Raw genomic sequence first — 24,233 nt, 5'->3', positions numbered from 1 at the left:
TGATTAGAGGGCGGCCACGGCAGCAACGATCTTCTCGGCTGCGTCGTTCAGGCCCTGGGCGGAGGTCAGTTTCAGACCGGAGTCGTCTAGGATCTTGGCGCCCAGCTCGGCGTTGTTGCCTTCCAGGCGCACAACCACCGGCACGGTCACGTTCACTTCCTTCACCGCGGCAATGATCGCTTCGGCGATCATGTCGCAACGCACGATACCGCCGAAGATGTTGATCAGCACGCCCTGTACCGAGGTATCGGCCAGGATCAGCTTGAACGCTTCGATCACGCGCTCCTTGGTAGCGCCGCCGCCCACGTCTAGGAAGTTGGCCGGCTGGCCACCCTTCAGCTTGATGATGTCCATGGTGGCCATCGCCAGACCGGCGCCGTTCACCATGCAGCCGATGTTGCCTTCCAGGGCCACGTAGTTCAGGTCGAACTCGGAAGCTTTCACTTCACGCTCGTTCTCCTGCGACTTGTCGCGCATGGCCAGCAGTTCCGGGTGACGGTACAGGGCGTTGGAGTCCAGGTTGATCTTGCCGTCCACGCAGGCCAGTTCGCCGTTTTCGCGCAGCGCCAGCGGGTTCACTTCGAACAGCGCGAAGTCGTTCTCGATGAAGGCCTTGGCGGCACCCAGGAACAGTTTGGTGAAAGCGGCAACCTGCGCGCCTTCCAGACCCAGGGCGAATGCGGCATCACGGCCCTGGAACGGCTGCGCGCCAACCAGCGGGTCGATCTCGATCTTGATGATCTTTTCCGGGGTTTCCTCGGCAACCTTCTCGATCTCGACACCACCTTCGGTCGACACCATGAACACCACGCGCTGGGTGCCACGGTCAACCACGGCGCCCAGGTACAGTTCGCGCTGTACCGGGTACATGTCTTCGCATACCAGCACGCTGTTTACCGGCTGGCCGGCGGCGTCGGTCTGATAGGTCACCAGGTTGGTGCCGATCAGGGTCTTGGCAACTTCAGCGGCTTCTTCGCGGCTCTTCACCACTTTTACGCCACCGGCCTTGCCACGGCCACCGGCGTGCACCTGGGCCTTCACAACGGCAAACTTGCCGCCCAGCTTGTCGTACGCAGCAGCGGCTTCTTCCGGCGAGTTGGCCAGAATGCCCTGTTGCACCGGCAGGCCGTACTTGGCCAGCAGCTCTTTCGCTTGGTATTCGTGCAGGTTCATTGATTTTCCTTTCGGGTGGAAATGATGGCGGGGCCTGTCTGGCCTACGTCTCTATTCCTTGACTGTTCACACAGCCTTATTTTGCCGGCGGCAAGCGCGGGTAGCGCCTGCCGCACCGTTCACGTGGGCCGCGACATTGTACACGGCCCGCCTGGCTTTAGCCGTGCAGCGCGCGCTTGTCGGCGGCCAGCGCAGCTTCGTGCACCACTTCGGACAGCGACGGGTGGGCGTGGACAATGCGCGCCAGGTCTTCGCTGGCGGCCTTGAATTCCATTGACACCACGCCTTCGGTCACCAGTTCGGACACCATCGGGCCGATCATGTGCAGGCCGAGGATGCGATCGGTCTTGGCGCAGGCCAGGAGCTTGACGGTACCCTGGGCATGGCCCAGACCCAGCGCGCGACCGTTGGCCGCAAAGCCGGAAGTGCCCTTCTTGTACTCAATGCCTTCGGCCTTCAGCTGCTCTTCGGTCTTGCCGACCCAGGCGATTTCCGGCGAGGTGTAGATCACCCACGGAATCACGCCGAAGTCCACGTGCGGCTTCTGGCCGGCGATGCGCTCGGCAACCGCCACGCCTTCTTCCGACGCCTTGTGCGCCAGCATCGGTCCGCGCACCACGTCACCGATGGCCCATACGTTCGGCAGGTTGGTGTGGCAGTGGTCGTCCACCACCACGAAACCGCGCTCGTCCAGCTGCAGGTTCACGTTGTCGGCGCCCAGACCGCCGGTGTTCGGCACGCGGCCGATGGCCACGATCAGCTTGTCGAACTCGGCCTTCACGGCTTCGCCGTTCAGTTCGTAGTTCACGGTCACGCCGTTGGCGCCCTTGCTGATCTCGCCGATTTTCACGCCCAGCTTGATGTCGAGGCCGGTGTCCTTGGTCAGCGACTTGAATGCTTCCTTGGCGATCTGCTGGTCGGCAGCGGCCAGGAAGGTCGGCATGGCTTCCAGGATGGTGACGTCGGCGCCCAGGCGCTTCCATACCGAACCCATTTCCAGGCCGATCACGCCGGCGCCGATCACGCCCAGGCGGGCCGGTACGTCGGCCAGCGCCAGCGCGCCGGCGTTGTCCAGCACGATCTGGTTGTCGGTCGGCAGGCCCGGCAGCTGGCGCGGGTTGGAGCCGGTGGCGATGATCACGTGGCCGGCTTCCAGGGTGTCCACCACCGCGCCGTTGTCCACCACTTCGATGATCCACTTCTCGCCCTGGCGGGACTTCAGCGTGGCCAGACCGTGGATGTTGGCTACCTTGTTCTTCTTGAACAGGAAGGCAATACCGCCGGCGTTCTTGGTGATGATGCCGTTCTTGCGATCCAGCATGGTGGCCACGTCCATCTTGGCACCGTCGACCGAGATGCCGTGCTTGGCGAAGTCATGCTGGATGGCGTGGAAGTTTTCCGAGGACTGCAGCAGCGCCTTGGACGGGATGCAACCCACGTTCAGGCAGGTACCGCCCAGGGAGGCCTTGCCTTCCGGGTTCTTGTAGGCGTCCACGCAGGCGGTGCTGAAACCCAGCTGTGCCGCACGGATGGCTGCCACGTAACCGCCGGGGCCGCCGCCGATCACTACTACGTCGAATTGTTGGCTCATTAATCTTTCCTTTGCACGTTGCGGCCAACCTTGTGGGTTGGCCGCACGCGGATGTGCCGAAGCAGGCGGGTACTTACAGGTCCAGGATCAGGCGGGCCGGATCTTCGATGGCTTCCTTCACTGCCACCAGGCTCAGTACCGCCTCACGGCCGTCGATGATGCGGTGGTCGTAGGACTGCGCCAGGTACATCATCGGGCGAACCACCACCTGACCGTTTTCCACCACGGCACGTTCCTTGGTGGCATGCATGCCGAGGATCGCGGATTGCGGCGGGTTGATGATCGGGGTGGACATCATCGAGCCGAAGGTGCCGCCGTTGGAGATGGTGTAGGTACCACCGGTCAGCTCTTCCACGGTCAGCTTGCCTTCCTGTGCGCGCTTGCCGAAGTCGGCGATCTGCTTCTCGATCTCGGCCAGCGACAGTTGGTCGGCATTGCGGATGACCGGTACTACCAGGCCGCGCGGGCTGCCAACCGCTACGCCGATGTCGAAGTAGCCGTGGTAGATCACATCGTTGCCGTCAACCGAGGCGTTCACTACCGGGTATTTCTTCAGCGCGGCAACCACGGCTTTGACGAAGAAGCCCATGAAGCCCAGCTTCACGCCGTGCTCTTTCTCGAACTTGTCTTTGTACTTGTTGCGCAGGTCCATCACCGGCTTCATGTTCACTTCGTTGAAGGTGGTGAGGATGGCGTTGGTCTGCTGCGACATTACCAGACGCTCGGCCACGCGCTGGCGCAGGCGGGACATCGGCACGCGCTGTTCCGGACGGCCGGACAGTACCGAGGTGTTGATCGCCGGGGTGGAGGCCAGCGCCTTGCCCACGTTGGCCGCAGCCGGTGCGATAACCGGGCCGGACTGGGCCGGCGCAGCCGGCTTGGCGGCGGCGACGTCTTCTTTCAGGATGCGACCGTCGCGGCCGGAGCCGGCGACGTCAGCCAGGTTGACGCCGGTTTCGGCGGCCAGCTTGGCAGCGGACGGCATGGCGGCGCCACCGGTGGCGGCAGCCTGTACCGGGGCAGCAGCAGCGGCAGCCGGTGCGGCGGCAGCGGCCGGGGCGGTGGCGCCGGCGGTGGCTTCAGTGTCGATGTGAGCGATCAGCTGGCCGGAGGTAACGGTAGCACCGTCCTGCTCGATGATCTTCACCAGTACACCAGCTTGCGGTGCCGGCAGTTCCAGCACCACCTTGTCGGTTTCCAGGTCGATCAGGTTTTCGTCACGGGCGACGGCCTGGCCGACTTGCTTGTGCCAGGTCATCAGGGTGGCTTCGGACACGGATTCCGGCAGCTGGGGGACTTTGACTTCAATGATGGCCATTGTTCTTCTCCGTTGGGGGGCGGCGCTATGCCGCCCCGTTCTTATGTGCAGGTGTTATTTGTTGAACGACAGTGCTTCTTCGACGAAGGCTTTGAGCTGGGCAACGTGCTTGCTCATATAGCCGACGGCCGGGGAGGCGGAAGACGGACGGCCGGCGAAGTCCAGGGTCTGCTTGGCTTGCAGCAGGCCTTCCAGACGGTGGCGGATCTGGTACCAGGCACCCTGGTTACGCGGCTCTTCCTGTACCCATACCAGTTCCTTGGCGTGGGTGAACTGTGCCAGTTCCGCCTGCAGCTGCTCGGTGGGGAACGGGTACAGCTGCTCGATACGCACGATGGCCACGTCTTCTTCCAGGCCACGCTCCTTGCGACCGTTCACCAGGTCGTAGTACACCTGACCGGCGCACAGCAGCACGCGCTTCACCTTCTTGGCGTCCTGGATGGCGGCATCGCCGATCACCGGGCGGAAGCTGCCGCTGCTCAGGTCGCTGATCGGGCTCATCGAGTCCTTGTAGCGCAGCAGGCGCTTGGACAGGAAGATCACCAGCGGCTTGCGGTACGGACGCAGCACCTGGCGGCGCAGCACGTGGAACATCTGGCTGGCTTCGGACGGCATCACGATCTGCATATTGTGCTCGGCGCACAGCTGCAGCCAGCGTTCCAGGCGGGCGGAGGAGTGCTCCGGACCCTGGCCATCGTAGCCGTGCGGCAGGATGGTGGTCAGGCCGCACAGACGGCCCCACTTGGTTTCGCCGGAGGAGATGAACTGGTCGATGGCGACCTGGGCGCCGTTGGCGAAGTCGCCGAACTGGGCTTCCCAGATCACCAGCTGGTCCGGAGCGGAGCAGGCGTAGCCGTACTCGTAGGCCAGTACCGCTTCTTCGTTCAGGATCGAGTCGATCACCAGGAAGTCCCCCTGGTTGTCGCTCATATTGCGCAGCGGCACGTAGCTGCCCTGATCCCAGCGTTCGCGGTTCTGGTCGTGTACCACGGAGTGGCGGTGCGAGAAGGTGCCGCGGCCGGAGTCTTCGCCGGAGATGCGCACGCCGTAGCCATTGGTCACCAGGCTGGCGTAGGCGGTGATTTCCGCCATGCCCCAGTCCAGCGGCTGGTCGCCGCGGGCCATGGCCATGCGGGCTTCCTGCACTTTCTTCACGGTCGGGTGCAGCTTGAACTCGGCCGGTACGCTGGTGAACTTCTCGGCCAGGCGCACGATGTCGGCCTGTGGCAGCGAGGTGTCGGTCGGGTGTGCCCAGTGAGTGCCCTGGTACTGGCTCCAGTCCAGTGCGTGTTCGCGGCGGTAGTTGGACAGCACGGTCTGTTCGACGTGTTCGCCCTTGTCCAGCGCATCGCGGTAGGCGCGGATCAGGTCTTCGGCTTCCTCGGCCTTCAGCACGCCTTCAGCCACCAGACGCTGCGCGTACAGGGCGCGCGGACCGGCATGCTTGGCGATCTTCTTGTACATCATCGGCTGGGTCAGGAACGGGTCGTCGCCCTCGTTGTGGCCCAGTTTGCGGTAGCACACCAGGTCGATCACCACGTCCTTGTTGAAGGTCATGCGGTAGTCGAGCGCGGCCTGCATCACGTAGCACACCGCTTCCGGATCGTCGCCGTTGACGTGGAAGATCGGTGCTTCGACCATCTTGGCCACATCGGTACAGTACAGCGTGGAGCGCATGTCGCGGGTGTCGGAGGTGGTGAAGCCCACCTGGTTGTTGATCACCAGGTGCAGGGTACCGCCGGTACCGTAGCCGCGGGTCTGCGACAGGTTGAAGGTGCCCTGGTTCACGCCCAGGCCGGCAAAGGCGGAGTCACCGTGGATCAGCAGCGGCACCGCGGTCTTGCGGTCGCTGTCCTTGCGGCGGTCCTGGCGCGCGCGCACCGAACCTTCCACCACCGGGTTGACGATTTCCAGGTGCGACGGGTTGAACGCCAGCGATACGTGCATCGGGCCGTTGGCGGTCGGGATGTCGGAGGAGAAGCCCATGTGGTATTTCACGTCACCAGAGGCCAGGTCCTGCGCGGCCTTGCCTTCGAATTCGGCGAACAGGTCGCGCGGCAGCTTGCCCAGGGTGTTCACCAGCACGTTCAGGCGGCCGCGGTGGGCCATGCCGATGATCAGTTCCTGGATGCCGTGCGAGGTGCCGGTCTGGATCAGGTGGTCCAGCGCGGCGATGGCGGCTTCGCCACCTTCCAGCGAGAAACGCTTCTGACCGACGTAGCGGGTATGCAGGTAGCGCTCCAGGGTCTCGGCGGCGGTGATCTGCTTGAGGATGCGTTTCTTCTTGTCGGCGCCGTAACGCGGGGTGGACAGATCACCTTCGAAACGCTGCTGGATCCAGTGCTTTTCGGCGGAGTTGGTGATATGCATGTATTCCACGCCGACATTGCCGCCGTAGGTCTGCTTCAGACGGGCAATGATGTCGGACAGCGGCAGCTTCTGCGGCGCGATCAGCGAGCCGACATTGAACTGCACCGCCATGTCGGCGTCGGACAGGCCGTGCGAAGCCGGGTCCAGTTCGCGGACGGTGGCCTGGTCCATGCGCTTGAGCGGATCGAGGTTGGCCTGGCGGGAACCCAGCACGCGCCAGGCGGAGATCAGCTTCAGTACGCCAACCTGCTTCTGCATCGATTCCCAGTTGGCCACATCGCTGCTGCGCTGACCGGTAATCGGCTTTTTCGCCAGCTGGATGAAGGATTCCTGAATCGGCTGGTGTGCCACGTCGCGCTCGGCGGCGCCCGGAACCATTGCCAGCTTGTCGAAGTAATCCCGCCATTCTGCCGGAACCACGTTCGGATCAGCGAGGTACTGCTCGTACAGCTCCTCGATGAACGGTGCATTCCCACCAAACAGGTGGGAATGACTGTACATGGATTGCATCATTGTTCGACCCTTTTGTCTGCGTTGCAGCTTTGCAAAAACCGTTTTGACAAAGAGAGAGGCTGGCGCTGACTGCGCGCCGGCTGCTCCCTTTGACGGAACGCTCTTGCGGGTGCCGGCGGTGTGCTTTGCCGCGGGCGGAGAAAAAGGTTGGCCGCATTGCGGCCAACCTTTACTGCGCGTTTAGCGCTTTGCTGCCGGTACGAAGTCGCGACGCGGCGAGCCGGTGTACAGCTGGCGCGGACGGCCGATCTTCATGCCCGGGTCGGCGATCATTTCGGTCCAGTGCGAGATCCAGCCCACGGTACGTGCCAGCGCGAAGATCGGCGTGAACATGGAAACCGGAATGCCGATGGCGGACAGTACGATGCCGGAGTAGAAGTCGACGTTCGGGTACAGCTTGCGCTCGATGAAGTACGGGTCTTCCAGCGCAATCTTTTCCAGTGCCATCGCCAGCTTGAACTTCGGATCGTCCTGCAGGCCCAGCTCGGTCAGTACTTCGTCGCAGGTCTGCTTCATGATGGCGGCGCGCGGGTCCATGTTCTTGTACACGCGGTGACCGAAGCCCATCAGCTTGTAGCGCTTGTCCTTCACGCCCTGCATGAATTCGGCCACGTTGTCCACGCTGCCGATTTCGTCCAGCATCTTCAGTACCGCCTCGTTGGCGCCACCGTGGGAGGGGCCCCACAGGCAGGCGATACCGGCGGCGATACATGCGAACGGGTTGGCACCGGAGGAGCCGGCCAGACGCACGGTGGAGGTGGAGGCGTTCTGCTCGTGGTCGGCGTGCAGGGTGAAGATGCGGTCCAGCGCGCGCGCGGTAACCGGGTTCACCTTGTACTCTTCGCACGGGGTGGAGAACATCATGTGCAGGAAGTTCTCGGCGTAGGTCAGACCGTTCTTCGGGTAGGAGAACGGCAGGCCCTTGTTGTAGCGATACGCCTGGGCGGCGATGTTCGGCAGCTTGGCGATCAGGCGGTGCGCCGAGATCTTGCGGTGTTCCGCGTTATTGATGTCCAGCGAGTCGTGGTAGAACGCGGACAGCGCGCCCACTACACCCACCATCACCGCCATCGGGTGCGCGTCGCGGCGGAAGCCTTTGTAGAAGCTGATGATCTGATCATGCAGCATGTTGTGGCGCATGATGCCGCGCTCGAATTCCTTGCGCTGTTCTGCGTTCGGCAGTTCGCCGTTCAGCAGCAGGTAGCACACTTCGAGGTAGTCGCTGTTTTCGGCCAGTTGCTCGATCGGGTAGCCGCGGTAGTACAGCTGGCCCAGGTCACCGTCGATGAAGGTGATCTGCGATTCGCAGCTGGCGGTGGCCAGGAAGCCCGGGTCGAAAGTGAACATGCCGGTCTTGGAGAAGGCACGGATGTCCACCACGTCCGGACCCAGGGTGCCCGGCAGTACCGGCAGGTCCAGCGCGTCCTTGCCGTCGTTATAGGTGAGCGTTACTTTGCGATTGTTTTCCACAGCAATACTCCCAGTTCCAGTTTGTGGTCGTTGTAATATTTTTGCTGCCGCGGCCAGTCAGACTGTCCGCAAGATCCCGATGATGTGTGTCAGCTCGGGATCGGGTACTTCCGCCTTGCCGTTGACGTAGTCCAGGAAGTCGGTGTCGTCCAGCTCAAGACACTTCCGGTACGAGGCAAGCTCGGCCATGGTGAGCTGCTCGAAACCGTTGGCGAGGAAACGTTCCAGCACCAGATCGAGTTCGAGCAGGCCACGGCGCGAGCGCCAGCGGATCCGTTTGATTTCAACCGGATCGATGTCGGTCATACGGCACGCTTGACCATCAGGTCCTTGATCTTGCCGATGGCCTTGGTCGGGTTCAGACCCTTAGGACATACGTCCACGCAGTTCATGATGCTGTGGCAACGGAACAGGCGGTACGGGTCTTCCAGGTTGTCCAGACGTTCGTTGGTGGCGGTGTCGCGGGTATCGGCAATGAAGCGGTACGCTGCGAGCAGGCCGGCCGGGCCAACGAATTTGTCCGGGTTCCACCAGAACGACGGGCAGGAGGTGGAACAGCACGCGCACAGAATGCACTCGTACAGGCCATCCAGTTCCAGACGGTCTTCCGGCGATTGCAGGCGTTCCTTCTCCGGCTTCTGGCTGTCGTTGATCACGTACGGCTTGATCGAGTGGTACTGCTTGAAGAACTGGGTCATGTCCACGATCAGGTCGCGGATTACCGGCAGGCCAGGTAGCGGGCGTAGCTCGATCGGCTGTTTCAGGTCAGCCCAGTTGGTCACGCAGGCCAGACCGTTCTTGCCGTTGATGTTCATGGCGTCAGAGCCACAGATACCTTCGCGGCAGGAGCGGCGGAACGACAGGGTGTCGTCCATGGCTTTCAGCTTGACGATCACGTCCAGCAGTTTTACGTCGTTCGGGCCGAGCTCGATCTCGTAATCCTGCATGTACGGCTTGGCGTCCTTGTCCGGATCGTAGCGGTAAATGGAAAAACGGGCTTTGGTCATCTTCGATCTCCTGGTCGCCGCTTAGAAGGTACGCTCTTTCGGCGGGATGTAATCCACCGACAGCGGCTTGGTGTGCACCGGCTTGTAGCTCAGGCGACGGTCTTCACCGTAGTACAGCGAGTGCTTCATCCACACCTCGTCGTCGCGCTGCGGGTAGTCGGCGTGGGCGTGGGCACCACGGGACTCCTTGCGGGCGTCGGCGGCAATCAGGGTTGCCACGGCCACTTCGATCAGGTTTTCCAGCTCCAGCGCTTCCACGCGGGCGGTGTTGAACACCTTGGACTTGTCCTTGATCTGGGTGCGCTTCACGCGCTCGGCCACTTCCTGGATTTCCTTCACGCCCAGCGACAGGTTCTCGGAGTTGCGGAACACGGCGGCGCGGGCCTGGACGGTACGCTGCATGGCGGTACGCACTTCGGTCACGTCTTCGCCATTGGTCTGGTTGTCCAGACGCTCGATGCGGGCCAGCGACTGCGCCGCGGCGTTGGCCGGCAGCGGTTTCCAGGTCGGCATCTCGTTCTTGATGAATTCGACCATGCTGTCGCCAGCGGATTTGCCGAATACCACCAGGTCGAGCAGCGAGTTGGTGCCCAGACGGTTGGCGCCGTGTACGGATGCACACGCGCATTCGCCGGCGGCGTAGAAGCCGTTGACGCGGCTTTCCGGGTCATCGCCCTTCGGAATCACCACTTCGCCACGGTAGTTGGTCGGAATACCGCCCATCTGGTAGTGGCAGGTCGGGATCACCGGAATCGGATCCTTGATCGGGTCTACGCCGGCGAACTTGATGGCGATCTCGCGGATGCCCGGCAGACGCTGTTTGATGATGTCCGGACCGAGGTGATCCAGCTTCAGCAGTACGTAGTCCTTGTTCGGGCCACAACCACGGCCTTCCAGCACTTCCTGTTCCATGGAGCGGGCAACGAAGTCGCGCGGCGCCAGGTCTTTCAGGTTCGGCGCGTAACGCTCCATGAAGCGCTCGCCATTGCTGTTCAGTAGGATGCCGCCTTCGCCGCGCACGCCTTCGGTAATCAGCACGCCGGCACCGGCCACGCCGGTCGGGTGGAATTGCCAGAATTCCATGTCTTCCAGCGGGATGCCTGCGCGCACGCTCATGCCCAGGCCGTCGCCGGTGTTGATGAAGGCATTGGTGGACGCGGCGTAGATGCGACCGGCACCGCCGGTGGCGAACAGCACGGCCTTGGCGTGGAAGATGGACACTTCACCGGTTTCCATTTCCAGCGCGGTGACACCTACTACGTCGCCGGCTTCGTCACGGATCAGGTCCAGCGCCATCCATTCCACGAAGAACTGGGTGTTGGCACGCACGTTGCGCTGGTACAGGGTATGCAGCATGGCGTGGCCGGTACGGTCGGCGGCGGCACAGGCGCGCTGTACCGGGGTCTGGCCGTTGTTCTGGGTGTGGCCGCCGAACGGGCGCTGGTAGATCTTGCCGTTTTCCAGGCGGTCGAACGGCATGCCGAAGTGCTCAAGCTCGATCACGGCTTCAGGCGCCTTGCGGCACATGAATTCGATGGCGTCCTGGTCACCCAGCCAGTCCGACCCCTTCACGGTGTCGTACATATGCCATTCCCAGCGGTCTTCCTGCACGTTGCCCAGCGAGGCGGAGATGCCGCCTTGTGCTGCAACGGTGTGGGAACGGGTCGGGAATACTTTGGAGAGTACGGCAGTTTTCAGGCCGGACTCGGACAGTTGCAGCGCAGCACGCAGACCTGCGCCACCGCCGCCAACAATCACTGCGTCAAAACGACGAACGGGTACAGTCATTACAGCCCCCAGACAACCTTGAGTGAATAGATGAAACAGGACACCAGCCAAACCGCAGTCAGGGAGTGCAGCGCCAGGCGCACGCCAACCGGTTTGATGTAGTCCATCCACAGGTCACGGATGCCAACCCAGGCATGCATGAACAGGGCCAGCAGCGAGGTCTGGGTAAGTACTTTCACCCAGGTCAGGCTGAACAGGGTTTTCCAGCCCTCGTAGCCGGCCGGCATGGCCAGCAGGAACAGCACCAGCATCACGGTGTAGGCCAGCATGATGACGGCAGTAATACGCTGAACGATCCAGTCCTTCAGGCCGTAATGAGCGCCAACGACGTTGCGGTTTACCATAGGATCGCCCCCAGGATCACGGTCAGGGACAGGCTGACGGCCAAGACAATCTTGGCGGTAGCGCGAGCGGTTTGCAGCTCGAGGCCCTTGTGAATGTCAAGAAACAGGAAACGGACGCCAGCACACACGTGGTGCAGGAAGGCCCACAGGAAACCGATCAGTATCAGTTTCATCAGTGGATGGGCGACTACTGCGTGGTAGCTATCGAAAGTTTCAGCTGCGCTGAGAGAACCGGCGAGGAGGTAAATCAATAACGGCAGGGCGAAGAAGAGTGCCACGCCGCTGATCCGGTGCAGGATCGAGACGATGCCCGGGACAGGCAGTCTGATCTTCCCCAGATCGAGGTGCTTTGGTCGTTGCTTCTGCATAGAGCTTCCTTGGATGTGCATGTACCAAGTGGTTATATCGGGCTCCGCTGTACGGCTGCGAAGTCCTCTGAACAGGGGCCTGGTGGCTGCCCCCACCCGATTAAAAACATGTCGAACCGATGCTGCAGGTGCAACATGCCCGTAAATTCTAGCAAATTAGCGCCGCCATGCCGACGCCTGACATAAAACGGTCGCCTGCTTACAGCTTTGCGACACGCAAAAACGTTAGTCCTGCTGCAGTCTGGTCAGGCCCAGCGAGCCGGTCAGGCACCAGCGTTCACGCCACTCCACCGCCTGTCCCTGCATATCTTCCGCCACCCGCAGGTAGAACAGGGCGGCATCGCCTTCGCGGCCCTGCAGCAGCTGGGCCTCCTCCCGCGGCAGCGCCACGGCGCGCCACTGTTCTGCCGCCACGCGTAGCCGCACGCCAAAGTGCTGCTGCAATACCGCCCACACGCCGGCACTCTGCCGCAGCCAGCGCGCGTCCAGCGTGTCGAAGCGCTCCAGCGGCAGCGTCACCTCGTCGAGGGCGACCGCCTGGCCCTGCTGGCGCCACAGCATCCGGATGCGATGCACGCTGGCGCCGCGGCGCAGTCCCAGCAATGCGGCCAACTCCTCGCTCGCGTGCGCGCGACTGATGCCCAGGAATTCGCGTGCCAGCCGGTCCGGCTTTTCATGCAGCAGGCCGGGGGTCACCAGGCTCATGCCGGCCCAGTCGTCCAGTGCTTCGGCAACAAAGGTGCCGCGGCCCTGCCGGCGAAACAGCACGCCGTCGTTGACCAGATCGGTCAGCGCCTTGCGCACGGTGCCCTGGCTTACCGCAAACTGCTCGGCCAGATCCCATTCGCTGGGCAACAGCTCGTTGCTGGCCCATTCACTGTTCGCAATCCGCTGCAGAATCTGCAGTTTGATCTGCTCGTACAGCGGGAGGCGAAGAAGGGATTTGGCATTCATGGCTACTTTTTAACATCAAACAAATCAAGCGTAAAGGCTGGTCTTATATAAGACACAAGACAAATCTTGCGAAGCGGCCGCGATAAGGGGTAAGGTGGTGGCCACAAGTCGGGTGTCGCGTGCTACACTCGCCCTGTATTGCATAGCAACATGCGCAGCTAGAAGCATGTGCGCGCAACCATCGCCACGTCCAAAGGAGAGTACCTCGATGAAAGCCCCCGTACGCGTTGCCGTTACTGGCGCAGCCGGTCAGATTGGTTACAGCCTGTTGTTCCGTATCGCCAGCGGCGAAATGCTGGGTAAGGACCAGCCGGTTATCCTGCAATTGCTGGATCTGCCGCAGGCCCAGAACGCCGTGAAAGGCGTGATGATGGAACTGGAAGACTGTGCCTTCCCGTTGCTGGCCGGCATGGTGGCCACCGACGACCCGGAAGTGGCTTTCAAGGACGTGCAGGTTGCCCTGCTGGTGGGTGCCCGCCCGCGTAGCAAAGGCATGGAACGCAAGGATCTGCTGGCCGCCAACGCCGAGATCTTCACCGTGCAAGGCCGTGCACTGAACAAGGTTGCCGACCGCAACGTGAAAGTGCTGGTGGTGGGCAACCCGGCCAACACCAACGCTTATATCGCCATGAAGTCGGCGCCGGATCTGAATCCGAACAACTTCACCGCCATGCTGCGCCTGGACCACAACCGCGCGCTGTCGCAAATTGCCGCCAAAACCGGCAAGGCCGTGGCCGATATTGAGAAACTGGCGGTATGGGGCAACCACTCCCCGACCATGTACGCCGACTACCGTTACGCCACTATCAACGGCGAATCGGTAAAAACCATGATCAATGACCACGAATGGAACCGCGACGTGTTCCTGCCGACCGTGGGCAAGCGCGGCGCGGCCATCATCGAAGCACGCGGGCTGTCCTCCGCCGCCTCTGCGGCCAACGCTGCCATCGACCACATCCGCGACTGGGTGCTGGGCACCAATGGCAAGTGGGTGACCATGGGCATCCCGTCCGACGGCTCCTACGGCATTCCGCAGGAAGTGATGTTCGGCTACCCGGTGACCTGCGAAAACGGCCAGTACAAGATTGTAGAAGGCCTGGAAATCGACGAATTCAGCCGTGAGCGCATCAACTTCACCCTGGCTGAGCTGGAAGAAGAACGCGCCGGCGTTGCCCACCTGCTGGGTTGATGTCGGAGTGTTGCAGGCAAAAGCGCACCGCGAGGTGCGCTTTTTGTCGTTACTGAAATACCGCATTTACTGCATCGAATTGTTCTTTACCGTGGAGATGTCACACCATGATTGAAGCCGAAGTTCTCAATCAGATTCAGGCCCAGATCGACGATCTGGGTGCGCGCAACACCGCCATCCGGGGGTATCTTTGACTTCGACGGCAAAAAAGACCGTCTGGAAGAAGTATCGCGCCTGACCGAAGACCCGGATGTCTGGAACGACCCGAAAAAAGCCCAGGAACTGGGCCGCGAGCGCAAGCAGCTGGAAGACGTGGTACTGGTGATCGAAGGCATTGCCGCCACGCTGGGCGACTGCGCCGAGCTGTTCGACATGGGCAAGGCCGAAGGTGACGACGATACCATCCTCGCCGTGAAGGCCGACCTGGACGAGGTCGAGACCAAACTGGCCAAGCTGGAATTCCGCCGCATGTTCCACGACCCGATGGACCCGAACAACTGCTTCGTGGACATCCAGGCGGGGGCGGGCGGCACCGAGGCGCAGGATTGGGCCGGCATGCTGCTGCGCATGTACGTGCGCTACGCCGAGCGCAAGGGCTTCAAGGTCGACGTGCTGGAAGAATCCGAGGGCGACGTCGCCGGCATCACCAGCGCCACCATCAAGATCGAAGGCGAATACGCCTACGGCCTGCTGCGCACCGAAGTGGGCGTGCACCGCCTGGTGCGCGTGTCGCCGTTCGACTCCAACGCGCGCCGCCATACCTCGTTCTGCTCCGTGTTCGTGTATCCGGAAGTGGACGACAGCTTCGAGATCACCATCAACCCGGCCGATGTGCGTACCGATACCTATCGCGCCTCCGGTGCCGGTGGTCAGCACATCAACAAGACCGACTCCGCCGTGCGCCTGACCCACGCGCCGACCGGCATCGTGGTGCAGTGCCAGAACGACCGTTCGCAGCACCGCAACCGCGACGAAGCCTGGCAGATGCTGCGTGCCAAGCTGTACGAGCGCGAGCTGAAGCTGCGCAACGAAGCCAAGCAGTCGCTGGAAGACAGCAAGACCGACGTGGGCTGGGGTCACCAGATCCGCTCCTACGTGTTCGACCAGTCGCGCATCAAGGATCTGCGCACCAGCTACGAGGTGGGCAACATCAAGGCGGTGATGGACGGCGACCTCGACGGTTTCATCGAAGCCAGCCTGAAGCAGGGCGTGTAACGCATTCCCAAGGTTGGCCGCAGTGTTGCGGCCAACCTTTGACATTTGACGGAGATTTCCATGTCGGAACAAGAATCCAGCCTGGTGCAGCATGATGAAAACCACATCATGGCCGAGCGTCGCGAGAAGCTGAAAGCGCTGCGCGAAGCCGGTGTCGCCTTCCCCAACGACTTCAAGCGCGAGCACCTTGCCGGTGAACTGCACGCCGGCTACAACGACAAGAGCAAGGACGAGCTGGAGCCGCTGAACATCCATGTCGCCGTGGCCGGCCGCATGATGCTCAAGCGCGTAATGGGCAAGGCCAGCTTTGCCACCATCCAGGACATGTCCGGCCAGATCCAGCTGTACATCAACGACCAGGGCGTGGGCCCGGAAGTGCATGCCGCGTTCAAGCACTGGGACATGGGCGACATCGTGGCCGCCAAGGGCGTGCTGTTCAAGACCAACAAGGGCGAGCTGTCGGTGAACGTCACCGAGCTGCGCCTGCTGACCAAGAGCCTGCGCCCGCTGCCGGACAAGTTCCACGGCATGACCGACCAGGAGCAGAAGTACCGCCAGCGCTACGTCGACCTGATCATGAGCGACGACAGCCGCAACACCTTCATCAAGCGCTCCAAGATCGTGCAGGCGCTGCGCGAGGTGATGGTGGGCGAGGGTTACCTGGAAGTGGAAACCCCGATGATGCACCCGATTCCGGGTGGTGCCACCGCCAAGCCGTTCGTCACCCACCACAACGCACTGGACATGCCGCTGTACCTGCGCGTGGCGCCGGAGCTGTACCTGAAGCGCCTGGTGGTGGGCGGTCTGGAGCGCGTGTTCGAGATCAACCGCAACTTCCGCAACGAGGGGATGAGCACCCGCCACAACCCCGAGTTCACCATGATCGAGTTCTACGAGGCCTATAGCGACTACCAGCGCATGATGGACCTCACCGAGCAGATCATCCGCAGCTGCGCCATCGCCGCCACCGGCCACACCGTGGTGAGCTACAACGGCAAGGACGTGGACCTGGGCAAGCGCTTCGACCGCTTCACCATCGTCGGCGCCATCAAGCACTACAACCCGCAGTACAGCGACGTGCAGCTGGGCGATGCCGAGTGGGTGGCCGCCGAGATCAAGCGTCTGGGTGGCAAGCTGCCGCCGGCACCGGGTCTGGGCAGCCTGCAGCTGGCGCTGTTTGAAGAGTGTGCCGAAGGCCTGCTGTGGAACCCGACCTTCATCATCGACTACCCGGTGGAAGTGTCGCCGCTGGCCCGCGGTTCCGATACCCAGCCGGGCATCACCGAGCGCTTCGAGCTGTTCATCGTTGGCCGCGAACACGCCAACGGCTACTCCGAGCTGAACGACGCGGAAGACCAGGCCGCGCGCTTCCTGTCGCAGGTGGCACAGAAGGACGCCGGTGACGACGAGGCGATGCACTACGACGCCGACTACATCCGTGCCATGGAATACGGCCTGCCGCCGACCGGTGGCTGCGGCATCGGCATCGACCGCCTGGTGATGCTGCTGACCGACGCACCGTCGATCCGCGATGTGATCCTGTTCCCGCAGATGCGTCACGAGCATCAGGATTAAGCGCGCTGCGGCTTGCCGCCGCCCGCAACGCCCAACGCCACGAGCCTCGCTCGTGGCGTTTTTCATGCCGCATCGTGCAACGCAATATCGACAACGCTTGCGGCGTGGTCGGCACAGGCGTAATCTCGCCGCCACCTGTCGTGCCGCGCGCGGCAGGTCTGTTAGCAACGGAGACCAACATGAATCTGCTTGTCTGCGCTGCGACAAGCTGGGGTGCCAGCCTGACGCAGTCCCACTGGTACAACCTCGACGTTGTGCTGACCTACGATTTCCCCCGCGCTTGATGCTCCCTGCAGCCTGCCGGCTGCCGTCCCGTTTTTCCCTTTTCTACAATTGAATTGATTGACTTGTGGCCCCGCCACGCATTGCGCCTGCCTGCCGTTTCCACGAGCACAGGCGCGGCTGCCGTGCGCGCAAGGGTTGGCCGCAAGCCAAGGAGCATCCTCATGGCACGACGCATTCCCGAACCGTTCCGCATCAAGATGGTGGAACCGATCAAGCAAACCACCGGCGAGTACCGCCGCCAGGCCCTGCAGACAGCCGGCTGGAACCCGTTCCTGCTGCGCGGTGACGATGTCTACATCGACCTGCTGACCGACAGCGGTACCGGTGCGATGTCCGACCGGCAATGGGCCGGCATCATGACCGGCGACGAGGCCTATGCCGGCAGCCGCAACTTCTACCAGCTGTCCGATACGGTGCAAGAGGTGTTCGGCTACCAGCACACGCTGCCGACGCACCAGGGCCGCGGTGCCGAACAGATCCTGTTCCCGGAGCTGGTGAAGCGCTGCCGCGGCGATCGCCCGGTGTTCATCTCCAACTATCACTTCGACACCACCAAGGCGCACGTGGAGATTGCCGGCGCCCGCGCCATCAACGTGCTGACCGACAAGGCGCTGGACACCACCACGCCGTATGACTGGAAGGGTGATTTCGACCTGCCGCGGCTGGCGGCCACCATCGCCGAAGTCGGTGCGGCCAACGTGGCCGGCCTGATCATCACCGTGACCTGCAACAGCGCCGGCGGCCAGCCGGTGAGCATGGCCAGCATCCGCGAATCGGCGGCGCTGGCGCGCAAGCACGGCATTCCGGTGATCATCGACGCGGCGCGTTTTGCCGAGAACGCCTGGTTCATCCAGCAGCGCGACCCGGATTACGCCAGCGCCAGCGTGCCGGCCATCGTGCGCGAGATGTTCAGCCACGGCGACATGTTCACCATGTCGGCGAAGAAGGACGCGCTGGTGAATATCGGCGGCCTGTGCTGCTTCAAGGACGATGTCGAGCTGTTCCGCAGCGTGCAGGTACGCTGCGTGGCGATGGAAGGCTTCGTCACCTACGGCGGCCTGGCCGGACGCGATATGGCGGCACTGGCTATCGGCCTGAAAGAGGGCATGGACGAAGGCTATCTGGCCTACCGCATCGGCCAGGTGGCCTACCTGGGCGACAGGTTGGCCGCAGCCGGCATTCCGATCCAGACCCCGACTGGCGGCCACGCGGTGTTCGTCGATGCCAAGAAGCTGCTGCCGCACATCCCGGCCGAGCAGTTTCCGGCGCACGCGCTGGCCTGCGAGCTATACCTTGAAGGGGGTATCCGCGGGGTGGAAATCGGCTCGCTGCTGCTGGGGCGCAACCCGGCAACCGGCGAGCAGGAGGCGTCGCCGTTCGAGTTGCTGCGACTGACCATTCCGCGCCGGGTGTATACCAACGATCACATGGACTATATCGCCGATTGCCTGATCGACATCCGTGACCGTGCGGGCAGCATTCGCGGCCTGAGTTTCGACTATGAGCCGCCGATCCTGCGTCACTTCACCGCACGGCTGAAGCCGGTGTAAGGTAGGCGGGCAGGGCTGCGGCCCTGCCCGTTGTGGCGCACGCCGGCAGGAGGCACGATGAAGCGGTTGCTGGTGGTTGTCGGTTTGTTGTTGCCTGGCGTGGCCACGGCGCTGACCACGGTGGAGCTGTCGCTGTCGGGGCAGGCGCTGATTTACAGCGGCGAGCTGTCGGCAGCGGCCAACCAGCGCTTGTACCAGCTGTACGAGGCGCTGGAACCCAAGCCGGATACGCTGGTGATCTCCAGTCAGGGCGGCAATTTCGAGCATGGCCTGGCGCTGGGCGAGTGGGTGTTCCGCCATCGGCTGAAGGTGTCGGTGCCGCGCTACTGCAATTCTTCCTGTGCCAATTACGTGTTCACCGCCGCCAGCAGCCGCGAGCTGGGGCTGTATGCCATCGTCGCTTTTCACGGCGGCATGATGGATACCGCCGATCGCATCGGCCAGCTGCTGTACAAATATCCCGCCGAGCGCCGCGAGGCCCAGCGCCCGCGCATCGCGCAGCTGGTGCGCGACAAGCAGCAACGTGAAACCGCGTTTTTCCGGCAGATCGGCGTCGATCAGCGCATCACTTCCTATGGTTACCTGCCGGCCTACCGCAGCGGGCTGCAGCGCTACGCGGTGTGGAGCTACAGCCTGCCGATGCTGGCCTATTTCGGTGTCGGCGCGGTGCGCGTCGCCACCGACGACAAGTGGTTCCCGCGCCCGGCCAACCACGGGCTGATGCTGATCAGCGCACCGGGCGAATTCGCCTGCATACCGCCGGGCATGGCGATCGACCGGCTGATCGATTGCCGCGATGGTCGCGTGCTGCAGGGCTGAAGTTGCCGCGCCGGGTGTCGCCAGGCGGTAGTTGTTGATAATTATTCTCGCTTTGGCTATGGTGCCTGCTTTCGCCCTGGTGCCGCCATTATGTCCGACGCATTGCCGCCGCTAGACCGCATCCCGCCCGACCTGGTCAGTGCTGCTGATTACCAGCGCTACGCCAGCCGCCATCTCTCCGCCAATGCCCGTGCCTATATCGACAGTGCCGCCGCCGACGAGCTGAGCCATGCGGCCAACCTGTCCGCATTTGCGCGCTGGCGCTTGCAGTCGCGGGTGCTGGCCGATGTGCGTGGCGGGCATTGCCGCCGCGAGCTGTTTGGCCTGTCGCTCAGCCACCCGTTGCTGCTGGCACCGGTGGCCTACCAGAAGCTGGCGCATGCCGATGGCGAACGGGCGGCAGCCTATGCCGCGACCGCGGTGGGCAGCAGCATGCTGGTGAGCACGCTGGCCAGCACGCCGCTGGAGGAGATCGCTGCCGCGGCGCAGGGGCCGTTGTGGTTCCAGCTGTATTGGCAGCCGCAGCGCGACATCACACTGCAGCTGCTGCAGCGCGCCGAGGCCGCCGGCTATCGCGCCGTGGTGCTGACGGTGGATGCACCGCTGGCCGGGGTGCGCAATGTCGAACAGCGCGCCACTTTCCAGCTGCCGGCGGCGGTATATGCGGCCAACCTGCCGGGGCAGGCGATGGCGCTGCCCGCGCTACAGCACGGGCAAAGTGCGGTGTTCGATGGCTTCATGGCGCAGGCGCCGCGCTGGGAGGACATCGCCTGGCTGCGGCAGCAGACGCGCCTGCCGCTGCTGCTCAAGGGCATCCTGTCGCTGCAGGATGCCGAGCTGGCGGTGCAGCACGGGGTGGATGGCATCATCGTCTCCAATCACGGCGGCCGGGTGCTGGATACGGTGCCGGCCAGCCTGGAGGCGCTGCCGGCGATTGCCGCCGTGGTGGCCGGGCGGGTGCCGCTGTTGCTGGACGGCGGGGTGCGCCGCGGCAGCGATATTCTCAAGGCGCTGGCGCTGGGCGCGCAGGCGGTGCTGATCGGCCGCCCTTTCGTGCATGCGTTGGCGGTGGCCGGCGCGCTGGGGGTGGCGCATCTGCTGCGCATCCTGCAGGAAGAACTGGAAGTGGCGATGGCGCTGACCGGTTGCCGGACGCTGGACGATATCGACCAGCGGGTGCTGTGGCCGCAGTAGTGCGGCCAGCTTGGCCGCAAGCCTGGCGCTAATAACCAAGCCCGCCGATTGGCGGGCTTGGTCGTGGCGGGCAGGGCTTAGTCGATGGCGATCATCTGCAGGCGCACCTGCGGTCCGGCGCTGTTGCCATCCATGCTGGCCACCTGCTCGCGGCCCTGCATGCGCAGCTCGCCGTCGACAAACAGGCGGGCATCCACCACGTAGCGGCGGCTGGCCTGCACGCCCTGGGCGTCGTAGCACAGCGAATACGCGGCCGGGGTGCCGACCTTTTCCAGCGACTGTTCCGCCAGCACCGCCGGCGCGGCATTGCTGTCGGTGATGTCCAGCAAGCGCAGGCGCAGCAGGGTCTTGTCGCGCGGCCACTGGATTTTTTCCAGGTAGAAGGCGCTGCCATTCAAATAGGCCAGGCGGGCCTGGCCGCGGCTGGCGCAGGCGCTCAGCAGTGCCGCGCTCAGGCCCAGCAGCAGGGTGCGGCGGGGCAGGGTGGGGGCGGGTTTCATCATTCTGCAGGCTCCAGTTTCGGGTTGCCGAGTTCGACCATCTGGCTTTCATGCGGGCGCCACTCGCCCTGTAGGCGCCAGGTGCCGGCCTTGTCCTGCAGCCGCACATACCAGTGGGCGGCGTTGTAGCGGGTGATCTTGCCCTGATACAGGTTGTCGCCCTGGCGCTGCAGGGTGATGGTCTGGTCGTCCTGCTGGCGGGTCGGGTGCAGCAGTTGCAGCTCTAGGTTGGCCGCCAGCGGCTGTTTGCTGCTGGTGATGATGCGCACGTGCTGCATGTCGTCGCTGAACATGGCCTGGGCCTTGATGCCCATGCTGACGGCGGCCTTGTCGCGGCTCAGCTCCAGGTTGATGTCCTTGCCACGCTTGTAGTAGTCGTCGTTCACCATGTCGTCGGCGCTCACCACCGCCAGGCGGAAGGTGACGATGCCGGCGATCACGGCAATGGCCGGGCCGGCCATCAGCAGCCACGGCCAGCGGTTCTTGTACCAGGGGGTGGGGGTCCCGGTGGTTTTCTGCATGTTATTCCCCGATGAAACTGGATTTTTCGTGCACGGTGCTGCCGTCTTGCAGCGATTCAACCGTGAAGTGGATTTCGTGGCTACCCTTGGGCGCCTCTTCCGGCGAAACCTGCACCCGCACCGCAATCAGCTCGTTTTCGGTGGGCTTGACGACGATTTCCTTGTGGTCGGTGGCCAGCTTGATGCCGTTCAGACCTTCGACTTGGATGCGGAAGTGCTGTACTTGTTCCGACACGTTCATGATGCGGAGGCTGTAGCTGTTTTCCAGCAGGCCGTCGTCGGTTTCGCGCACCAGCGAGGCACGGTCGCGGATCACGTCCACCCGGAACGGTTTGCGCATCACCAACGAGGTCAGCGCCGCTACCAGCACGATGGCCAGCACCAGCACGGTCATCACCACGCGCGGCCGTTTCAGCCGCGACAGGAACTGGCTTTCCGGGTACTTGCCCGCCAGCGCGGCCTCGGTGGTGTAGCGGATCAGGCCCTTGGGGCTGCCTACTTTCACCATCACATCGTCGCAGGCATCGATACAGGCGGCACAGCCGATGCATTCGTATTGCAGACCGTTGCGGATATCGATACCGACCGGGCACACCTGTACGCAGATGCCGCAATTGACGCAGTCGCCCAGGTTCTGCTGCTCCTGCCCTTTCTTGCGCGCGCCGCGCGGCTCGCCGCGCTTTTCGTCGTAGGAGATGATCAGTGTGTCTTCATCGAACATGGCGCTCTGGAAGCGGGCATACGGGCACATGTACTTGCAGACCTGATCGCGCATGTGGCCGGCAAACAGGTAGGTGAAGCCGGCATAGAAGAACATCCAGAACGTTTCCCAGGTGCCGTAGTTGAAGCTGGGCAGGGCGGCGATCAGCTCGTGCATCGGGGTGAAGTAGCCGACCAGGGAGAAGCCGGTCCACAGCGAGAACACGATCATGAGGCCCTGCGAGGTGCCCTTGAGGCGCAGCTTGCGCAGGCTCCACGGCTCCTTGTCCAGCTTCATGCGCTTGTTGCGGTCGCCTTCCACCCATTGCTCGATCCACAGCATGATTTCGGTGTACACCGTCTGCGGACAGGAGTAACCGCACCATAGCCGGCCGGCGATGGTGGTCCAGGCGAACAGGCCGAAGGCGCTGACCATCAGCAGCGCGGCAAGGTAGACAAAGTCTTGCGGCAGGATGGTGAGGCCGAACAGGTAGAATTTGCGGTTGACGAGATCGAACAGTACCGCCTGGCGGTCGTTCCACTGCAGCCAGGGCAGGCCGAAATAAAGCAGCTGGGTGCCGATGACGAACAGGATGCGCCAGTTGGCGAACAGGCCTTTTACGCTGCGCGGGTAGATTTTTTTCTGGGCGGCGTATAGCGAGACGGTTTCCAGCTTGGGTTTTTCGACTTTGACGGCTATGTCTTTGAGCTTGTCGGTCATGGTGGGATTCCTGCAAGAAATTTCCGTCAAGGGCATGCGTCATTGTATGGCCTTGGCGCAAACTTCTGGGGCGGTAAATGATTTACAAAAAAATATACTGATTGCACAAAAGATACTGCCCGCTTGCGCGGGCAGTATTGAGCGGTATCAATTACTGAGCTTTGCCGTTATGGGACAGGCCATAAACGTAAGAGGTCAGCAGGTGTACCTTGCCGTCACCCAGGAAGTCTTTCCAGGCCGGCATCTGGTTGTTGCGGCCGTTGGTGATGGTTTCGATGATGGTCTTCTCGGTACCGCCATACAGCCATACGTTGTCGCTCAGGTTCGGCGCGCCGACAGCCTGATTGCCCTTGCCGTCAGCACCGTGGCAGGCCGAGCAGATGGCGGCAAAGGTTTCCTTGCCACGCGCCGCGCGTTCTGCGTCATGCTTCTTGCCGGACAGCGACATTACGTAGTTGGCCGCATCCTTTACCTTGTCCTCACCGAAAGCCGCGCCGAAGGCCGGCATCTGGCCGTGGCGACCGCCGCTGATGGTGGTCTTGATGATTTCCGGCGTACCACCGTACAGCCAGTCGTTGTCGGTCAGGTTCGGGAAGCCCTTGGCACCGCGTGCATCGGAGCCGTGGCACTGTACGCAGTAGGTCTGGAACAGGCGCTTGCCCATGGCCTGGGCTTCCGGGTCGGCAGCCACAGCCTTGACATCCTGTTTCAGGAACTTGTCGTACAGCGGTTGGTACTTGGCTTCCGCCTGGGCCTTCTCTTCGGTGTACTGACCGACGGAAGTCCAGCCACGCAGGCCTTTCCAGGTACCCAGACCCGGGTACAGGGTCAGGTAAACGGCACCAAACACCAGCGTGATGTAGAACATCAACATCCACCAGCGCGGCAGCGGGTTGTTGTACTCGGCCAGATCGTCATCCCAGACGTGGCCGGTAATTTCAACCTGCTCACCTTTCTTGACCGTGGTTTTCGACTGCGTGAACAGCAGGTAGGCGAGGCCTACGAAGCCCACGATTACCACGACGGCGATATATACGCCCCAGAAGTCACTTACGAAATCACTCATTAC

At 62.8% G+C, this 24,233-nt stretch carries 21 protein-coding genes; 6 read left to right on the top strand and 15 right to left on the bottom strand.

What is annotated here, in order from left to right:
* Positions 1-3 precede the first annotated feature (3 nt).
* The 11 genes from sucC to ACFOLG_RS17740 all read right to left on the bottom strand — a co-directional run bounded on the left by sucC (position 4) and on the right by ACFOLG_RS17740 (position 12,896).
* Positions 4-1,173: an ADP-forming succinate--CoA ligase subunit beta gene (sucC, locus tag ACFOLG_RS17790; RefSeq protein WP_088965086.1), complete on the bottom strand. Its 1,170-nt coding sequence runs from the start codon at positions 1,171-1,173 to the stop codon at positions 4-6.
* 157 nt (positions 1,174-1,330) lie between these two features.
* Positions 1,331-2,764, bottom strand: a complete 1,434-nt coding sequence (gene lpdA, locus ACFOLG_RS17785) for a dihydrolipoyl dehydrogenase (RefSeq protein WP_386094613.1) — start codon at positions 2,762-2,764, stop codon at positions 1,331-1,333.
* Between the two features lie 73 nt (positions 2,765-2,837).
* Positions 2,838-4,082: a 2-oxoglutarate dehydrogenase complex dihydrolipoyllysine-residue succinyltransferase gene (odhB, locus tag ACFOLG_RS17780; RefSeq protein ID WP_386094610.1), complete on the bottom strand. Its 1,245-nt coding sequence runs from the start codon at positions 4,080-4,082 to the stop codon at positions 2,838-2,840.
* A 54-nt stretch (positions 4,083-4,136) separates the two neighbouring features.
* Complete coding sequence (locus tag ACFOLG_RS17775) at positions 4,137-6,965, bottom strand: 2-oxoglutarate dehydrogenase E1 component (RefSeq protein WP_386094607.1); 2,829 nt, start codon at positions 6,963-6,965, stop codon at positions 4,137-4,139.
* 180 nt (positions 6,966-7,145) lie between these two features.
* The gene (gene gltA, locus ACFOLG_RS17770; protein ID WP_386094604.1) at positions 7,146-8,435 is read right to left on the bottom strand and encodes a citrate synthase; all 1,290 of its coding nucleotides are present in this window, start codon (positions 8,433-8,435) and stop codon (positions 7,146-7,148) included.
* 57 nt (positions 8,436-8,492) lie between these two features.
* Positions 8,493-8,741, bottom strand: coding sequence for an FAD assembly factor SdhE (locus tag ACFOLG_RS17765; RefSeq protein WP_386094602.1), 249 nt, complete (start codon positions 8,739-8,741; stop codon positions 8,493-8,495).
* Positions 8,738-9,442, bottom strand: coding sequence for a succinate dehydrogenase iron-sulfur subunit (locus tag ACFOLG_RS17760; protein WP_386094599.1), 705 nt, complete (start codon positions 9,440-9,442; stop codon positions 8,738-8,740). Before ACFOLG_RS17760 ends, ACFOLG_RS17765 begins: the two co-directional genes overlap by 4 nt.
* Before the next feature lie 21 nt (positions 9,443-9,463).
* The gene (gene sdhA / locus ACFOLG_RS17755; protein ID WP_386094596.1) at positions 9,464-11,230 is read right to left on the bottom strand and encodes a succinate dehydrogenase flavoprotein subunit; all 1,767 of its coding nucleotides are present in this window, start codon (positions 11,228-11,230) and stop codon (positions 9,464-9,466) included.
* Positions 11,230-11,574, bottom strand: a complete 345-nt coding sequence (sdhD, locus tag ACFOLG_RS17750; RefSeq protein WP_386094593.1) for a succinate dehydrogenase, hydrophobic membrane anchor protein — start codon at positions 11,572-11,574, stop codon at positions 11,230-11,232. The genes sdhA and sdhD overlap by 1 nt, the downstream gene beginning before the upstream one ends.
* On the bottom strand, positions 11,568-11,942 hold the full coding sequence (sdhC, locus tag ACFOLG_RS17745; RefSeq protein WP_386094590.1) for a succinate dehydrogenase, cytochrome b556 subunit: 375 nt from the start codon (positions 11,940-11,942) through the stop codon (positions 11,568-11,570). Before sdhC ends, sdhD begins: the two co-directional genes overlap by 7 nt.
* Before the next feature lie 225 nt (positions 11,943-12,167).
* Entirely contained in the window at positions 12,168-12,896 is a 729-nt protein-coding gene (locus ACFOLG_RS17740; RefSeq protein ID WP_386094587.1) for a GntR family transcriptional regulator, read from the bottom strand.
* 208 nt (positions 12,897-13,104) lie between these two features.
* Here ACFOLG_RS17740 and ACFOLG_RS17735 point away from each other — a divergent pair, with 208 nt between their 5' ends.
* From ACFOLG_RS17735 to ACFOLG_RS17710, 6 genes are all read left to right on the top strand, one after another.
* A complete protein-coding gene (locus tag ACFOLG_RS17735; protein ID WP_386094585.1) occupies positions 13,105-14,085 on the top strand; it encodes a malate dehydrogenase in 981 nt (326 codons plus the stop codon).
* 110 nt (positions 14,086-14,195) lie between these two features.
* Positions 14,196-15,300, top strand: a protein-coding gene (gene prfB, locus ACFOLG_RS17730; RefSeq protein ID WP_386094805.1) for a peptide chain release factor 2 whose coding sequence is annotated in 2 segments (ribosomal slippage) — positions 14,196-14,276 and positions 14,278-15,300 — 1,104 coding nt in all. Because the reading frame shifts where the segments join, the coding sequence is not laid out codon by codon here.
* A 60-nt stretch (positions 15,301-15,360) separates the two neighbouring features.
* Positions 15,361-16,875, top strand: a complete 1,515-nt coding sequence (gene lysS / locus ACFOLG_RS17725; RefSeq protein WP_386094582.1) for a lysine--tRNA ligase — start codon at positions 15,361-15,363, stop codon at positions 16,873-16,875.
* Positions 16,876-17,321: 446 nt separating this feature from the next.
* On the top strand, positions 17,322-18,710 hold the full coding sequence (locus tag ACFOLG_RS17720) for a tryptophanase (protein ID WP_386094579.1): 1,389 nt from the start codon (positions 17,322-17,324) through the stop codon (positions 18,708-18,710).
* A 57-nt stretch (positions 18,711-18,767) separates the two neighbouring features.
* Positions 18,768-19,529 carry a hypothetical protein gene (locus ACFOLG_RS17715; protein WP_386094576.1) on the top strand — a complete coding sequence of 254 codons (762 nt, stop codon included), beginning with the start codon at positions 18,768-18,770 and terminating at the stop codon, positions 19,527-19,529.
* A gap of 90 nt (positions 19,530-19,619) precedes the next feature.
* Complete coding sequence (locus tag ACFOLG_RS17710; RefSeq protein WP_386094573.1) at positions 19,620-20,723, top strand: alpha-hydroxy acid oxidase; 1,104 nt, start codon at positions 19,620-19,622, stop codon at positions 20,721-20,723.
* Positions 20,724-20,800: 77 nt separating this feature from the next.
* Here the strand turns inward: ACFOLG_RS17710 and ACFOLG_RS17705 are convergent, their stop codons facing one another.
* The 4 genes from ACFOLG_RS17705 to ccoP form a co-directional block, all read right to left on the bottom strand.
* A complete protein-coding gene (locus ACFOLG_RS17705; protein ID WP_386094570.1) occupies positions 20,801-21,226 on the bottom strand; it encodes a YbaY family lipoprotein in 426 nt (141 codons plus the stop codon).
* On the bottom strand, positions 21,223-21,744 hold the full coding sequence (locus ACFOLG_RS17700) for a FixH family protein (protein ID WP_386094567.1): 522 nt from the start codon (positions 21,742-21,744) through the stop codon (positions 21,223-21,225). Before ACFOLG_RS17700 ends, ACFOLG_RS17705 begins: the two co-directional genes overlap by 4 nt.
* Before the next feature lies 1 nt (position 21,745).
* Complete coding sequence (gene ccoG / locus ACFOLG_RS17695; protein ID WP_386094564.1) at positions 21,746-23,164, bottom strand: cytochrome c oxidase accessory protein CcoG; 1,419 nt, start codon at positions 23,162-23,164, stop codon at positions 21,746-21,748.
* Positions 23,165-23,315: 151 nt separating this feature from the next.
* Positions 23,316-24,230 carry a cytochrome-c oxidase, cbb3-type subunit III gene (gene ccoP, locus ACFOLG_RS17690; RefSeq protein WP_386094561.1) on the bottom strand — a complete coding sequence of 305 codons (915 nt, stop codon included), beginning with the start codon at positions 24,228-24,230 and terminating at the stop codon, positions 23,316-23,318.
* Positions 24,231-24,233: the final 3 nt, after the last annotated feature.

Source organism: Vogesella facilis, from assembly GCF_042648525.1.
Lineage (GTDB): Bacteria > Pseudomonadota > Gammaproteobacteria > Burkholderiales > Chromobacteriaceae > Vogesella > Vogesella facilis.
Note: the sequence above shows the minus strand (reverse complement) of the source record. Positions and strands in the feature narration are given on the sequence as shown.

Bases quoted from the DNA above. Each gene is read 5' to 3' on its own strand.
- sucC (WP_088965086.1), bottom strand. From the start codon at position 1,173: ATGAACCTGCACGAATACCAAGCGAAAGAGCTGCTGGCCAAGTACGGC.
- lpdA (WP_386094613.1), bottom strand. From the start codon at position 2,764: ATGAGCCAACAATTCGACGTAGTAGTGATCGGCGGCGGCCCCGGCGGT.
- odhB (WP_386094610.1), bottom strand. From the start codon at position 4,082: ATGGCCATCATTGAAGTCAAAGTCCCCCAGCTGCCGGAATCCGTGTCC.
- ACFOLG_RS17775 (WP_386094607.1), bottom strand. From the start codon at position 6,965: ATGATGCAATCCATGTACAGTCATTCCCACCTGTTTGGTGGGAATGCA.
- ACFOLG_RS17765 (WP_386094602.1), bottom strand. From the start codon at position 8,741: ATGACCGACATCGATCCGGTTGAAATCAAACGGATCCGCTGGCGCTCG.
- ACFOLG_RS17760 (WP_386094599.1), bottom strand. From the start codon at position 9,442: ATGACCAAAGCCCGTTTTTCCATTTACCGCTACGATCCGGACAAGGAC.
- sdhA (WP_386094596.1), bottom strand. From the start codon at position 11,230: ATGACTGTACCCGTTCGTCGTTTTGACGCAGTGATTGTTGGCGGCGGT.
- sdhD (WP_386094593.1), bottom strand. From the start codon at position 11,574: ATGGTAAACCGCAACGTCGTTGGCGCTCATTACGGCCTGAAGGACTGG.
- sdhC (WP_386094590.1), bottom strand. From the start codon at position 11,942: ATGCAGAAGCAACGACCAAAGCACCTCGATCTGGGGAAGATCAGACTG.
- ACFOLG_RS17740 (WP_386094587.1), bottom strand. From the start codon at position 12,896: ATGAATGCCAAATCCCTTCTTCGCCTCCCGCTGTACGAGCAGATCAAA.
- ACFOLG_RS17735 (WP_386094585.1), top strand. From the start codon at position 13,105: ATGAAAGCCCCCGTACGCGTTGCCGTTACTGGCGCAGCCGGTCAGATT.
- lysS (WP_386094582.1), top strand. From the start codon at position 15,361: ATGTCGGAACAAGAATCCAGCCTGGTGCAGCATGATGAAAACCACATC.
- ACFOLG_RS17720 (WP_386094579.1), top strand. From the start codon at position 17,322: ATGGCACGACGCATTCCCGAACCGTTCCGCATCAAGATGGTGGAACCG.
- ACFOLG_RS17715 (WP_386094576.1), top strand. From the start codon at position 18,768: ATGAAGCGGTTGCTGGTGGTTGTCGGTTTGTTGTTGCCTGGCGTGGCC.
- ACFOLG_RS17710 (WP_386094573.1), top strand. From the start codon at position 19,620: ATGTCCGACGCATTGCCGCCGCTAGACCGCATCCCGCCCGACCTGGTC.
- ACFOLG_RS17705 (WP_386094570.1), bottom strand. From the start codon at position 21,226: ATGATGAAACCCGCCCCCACCCTGCCCCGCCGCACCCTGCTGCTGGGC.
- ACFOLG_RS17700 (WP_386094567.1), bottom strand. From the start codon at position 21,744: ATGCAGAAAACCACCGGGACCCCCACCCCCTGGTACAAGAACCGCTGG.
- ccoG (WP_386094564.1), bottom strand. From the start codon at position 23,164: ATGACCGACAAGCTCAAAGACATAGCCGTCAAAGTCGAAAAACCCAAG.
- ccoP (WP_386094561.1), bottom strand. From the start codon at position 24,230: ATGAGTGATTTCGTAAGTGACTTCTGGGGCGTATATATCGCCGTCGTG.